The organism is Slackia sp. (assembly GCF_977041755.1).
In genome coordinates, this window is record NZ_CDRRGL010000179.1 from 1 (window position 1) to 3,050 (window position 3,050).

The window sequence follows — 3,050 nt, forward strand, 5'->3', positions numbered from 1 at the left end:
TCAGCTGGGAGAGCATCACGTTCGCAACGTGGGGGTCGTGGGTTCGAATCCCATCATCTCCACCACGTCGTTACCGCAGGTCAGGGGCTTAAAGCTTCTGGCCTGTTTTCATTTTCACCACCTCCTGTCAATCACCGCGTGTGCAAACCGTGTGCAAACGGCGCGCGGCTAAGCCGTCTTCACCATCCGCAGGCGTGGTTTCTCTTCCTTCTCGCCGCCGTCCGCGAACAGCTCGCCGAGCATGTCGGCGGCCTGCCTGTCGTTCTGCGGGATGGCATGGGCGTACCAGTTGAGCGTCAGGCTCGCGTTGCTGTGGCCCATGCGGGTTTGAACGGTCTTCACGTCCACGCCCTGCGCCAACAGCTGGGTTGCCTGGGTGTGGCGCAGCTCATGGAACTTCAGGCCATCGAAGCCGTTCTCCTTGCGGAACCTGCGCCACCAGGTTTCGAAGTTGTGCAGGTCGAACCAGCCGCCGACGTTGGAGCAGAATATGGGCGTCTCGTCGGTCTGGTCGAGGCCGAGCATCGACAGATAGTCCGCCTGCTCTTCCTTCCACCGCGCCAAACGGCGCGCGGTCGTCACGTCAAGCGCTATGGTTCGCACTCCCGCGCGGGTTTTCGGCGCTTTCAGATCGCCGTCAACGGTGAGGCTTTGCGATACGCGCAGCTCGCGCGTTCGCAAGTCCACGGCTCCCCAGGCGGTGCCGAACACCTCGCCGCGCCTCATGCCGGTAGCGAGCGCGAGCCGCACGGCCAAGACGCTTGAGATGTCTTTCACGCCTAGAATCTTGCCACGTCCTTCGGTTGCCTTCCATTCGCATTGGCGGGCCTCCTTCGCCCTCAGGCGGCCGTATGCCGCCGATTCCGCATCGTCTAGCGCCGAGAGCAGCGAACGGCCCTCAGAAACGCTTAGGGAGCGCCTGCCGGGGTCTTCCGCCTTCGGCGTCTCCACCCTGTCGCACGGGTTGCGAAGAATCAGGTCGTAATTCACGGCCTTCTTCATGATCTGCCGCATGGTGGCGTGAACCTCGCGCATCGTGCGGTTCGATATGGGCCTGCCGAGCTTGGCCTCCCTGCCGGCGCGAATTCGGGCGTACAGGTCTTCAAGCACGGTCGGAGTTATCTCGCCTATCGGAAGCTCGCCCACGATGGCGCACATCTCGCGCACGTTGCGGCGCTCCAAGTCCGAGCGCTGCTTGCAGACCGCGCCCGATGCCTCCTTGGCCTGCTGCCACTGCCGGGCGAACTCGCCGAAAGTGACCTTGGCCGCATCGACGCGCAGGCCGTTCTCGTGATCGCGCACCATGCCGTCGCGAACCTTTTTCGCTTCGGCCTTGGTGCCGTTTACGACCTGGGTAGCGCGGCGGTACTTGCCCGTCACGGGGTCTTTGCCGAAGCTCACCGAGACGCGCCACTTGTTGCGGCCGAGCTGCTGAATGCTGCCGTCTCCCTTTGCCATGGTTTCCTTTCCTCCTCTCTTCGCTTCGCGTCCTGCGTTTCCCTCTATCCATCACGCCCCGGTGGGGCGGGAGTGGCTATTTGTGCAATCTGTCATTTTTGCCGCTGCAATTATCGGCGCATGTCTTGCGGGCCTGGTTTGTTCGCTCTGTTTGCGGCCTGGAGTTTTTTACCCTTGCTCGCTTGAACGGCATACCGCATTTTGAACATATGCGCCAAGGGCCAGATTCGGGAACAATATCCTTGATGATTTGGTTGCATATCGCATTCGTTAGGCCGAATGTTTCGCAAAGTTCGTATCCCTGAGGGCCTTGATCGTCAAAGTATTTGAGTTCGTTATCGAAGTTTGAGTTATCGGCGATGCTGTGCACCGCATCCATACGACTTTCGAGTGTCCTGTTTCGGCCTTGATATGGGAGAATGAAAGGAATTCGTGAGCAATTTAATATTGCTTCTGAAATAAACCTAAATGAGTCATGGTCAAAATCTTCGCCGAGGGCCGAAAGCAACAATGCACGCGCCCCGGCCTGCAAATCGCACAATGCGATAGCCGCCTCTTTCCAGTACACATAAGGCGTTTTGATGCCGTTCAAAGCCCATTCTCGGTTTATCACGTCGGTTGATTCGATGGCCGTATTGGCGGCGTTCGCCGTCGCAAATCGAAAGCAGTTTCGGTTAAAACGTAGCGGATGAATCGGCGCGCCCCATTTTTCGCAGAATGTTTCAACGCTTCGCAGCGCGTTTGAATCCCCGGTGTCGGCCTTCACGTTTAGCAAATCCCAATGCCAAAACCCGTTAGGAATCCTATCTAATTTTTCGCCAGATAACCTCATGAACCCGTTTTCGACGCGCTCCGCCATATGCCAGTGGCTCGTTGCAATATCCACAGCGTCGGCAGGTAAATAATCGGAAGTGTTCACAGGGTGTCGTAGAGTGCCGTTCTCTTCAATAATAGTCATAAATAGGCCTTATAACGAGGTTGAGTGCCTGTAAATGAAGTGTAACACTATGTGGCACAGCGGAACAATACCGAAGATAAGGAGGTTTTAGAAATGACAAAGTTGTATACCGCGCAAGAGGTTGCGGGCATGCTCCATCTATCCGTTGCCCATACGCGCCGGGAGATGCGCGCGGGCCGTCTCCCCGCCGTGAAAATCGGTCGCAAGTGGTATTTGCCAGAGGCGCGCCTCAATGAGCTTATCGGGGTGAGCGGCCATGAAGCAGTCACCCGATAGCCTGCGCCGCCGCTATGCGGCGTGGCGCGCCGCCAATGCCGAGGCCTATAGCCGAATCGAGCGGGCGGCGGTCGCTGACATGAAGGCAGGGCGCAAGTTCTCGATACGCCCGTACGTGGAGCGCATGCGTTGGCTCGATTCCGCGAACGGGGAGGGCGGCAACGTCGGCATTGCGAACGCACTGGTTCCCTGCATCGCCCGCGAGCTGATGGAGAGCTACCCCGACATGGTGCCGCTGCTCACTCATAGCCGCTCGAAGCTCGACCGTGAGGTTGGCCTCGACCACGAGGTTGGCCTCGACCGTGAGGTTGGCCTCGACCACGAGGTTGGCCTCGACCGTGAGGTTGGCCTCGACCAC

General features: G+C 58.8%; 4 protein-coding genes. 2 read left to right on the forward strand and 2 right to left on the reverse strand.

Annotated elements, in window-relative coordinates; all coding sequences use genetic code 11:
• Positions 1-168: 168 nt before the first annotated feature.
• Both ACWI8T_RS09175 and ACWI8T_RS09180 read right to left on the reverse strand, forming a co-directional pair.
• Positions 169-1,458: a tyrosine-type recombinase/integrase gene (locus ACWI8T_RS09175; RefSeq protein WP_449138719.1), complete on the reverse strand. Its 1,290-nt coding sequence runs from the start codon at positions 1,456-1,458 to the stop codon at positions 169-171.
• Between the two features lie 76 nt (positions 1,459-1,534).
• A complete protein-coding gene (locus ACWI8T_RS09180) occupies positions 1,535-2,416 on the reverse strand; it encodes a hypothetical protein (protein ID WP_449138720.1) in 882 nt (293 codons plus the stop codon).
• 93 nt (positions 2,417-2,509) lie between these two features.
• Here ACWI8T_RS09180 and ACWI8T_RS09185 point away from each other — a divergent pair, with 93 nt between their 5' ends.
• On the forward strand, positions 2,510-2,692 hold the full coding sequence (locus ACWI8T_RS09185; protein WP_449138721.1) for a helix-turn-helix domain-containing protein: 183 nt from the start codon (positions 2,510-2,512) through the stop codon (positions 2,690-2,692).
• Positions 2,673-3,050 (forward strand): hypothetical protein (locus ACWI8T_RS09190; protein ID WP_449138722.1); only part of this gene is annotated, 378 nt, incomplete at its 3' end. The genes ACWI8T_RS09185 and ACWI8T_RS09190, both read left to right, overlap by 20 nt.

Excerpts from the sequence above, each read along its gene's own strand:
- ACWI8T_RS09175 (WP_449138719.1), bottom strand. The coding sequence starts at position 1,458 with ATGGCAAAGGGAGACGGCAGCATTCAGCAGCTCGGCCGCAACAAGTGG.
- ACWI8T_RS09180 (WP_449138720.1), bottom strand. The coding sequence starts at position 2,416 with ATGACTATTATTGAAGAGAACGGCACTCTACGACACCCTGTGAACACT.
- ACWI8T_RS09185 (WP_449138721.1), top strand. The coding sequence starts at position 2,510 with ATGACAAAGTTGTATACCGCGCAAGAGGTTGCGGGCATGCTCCATCTA.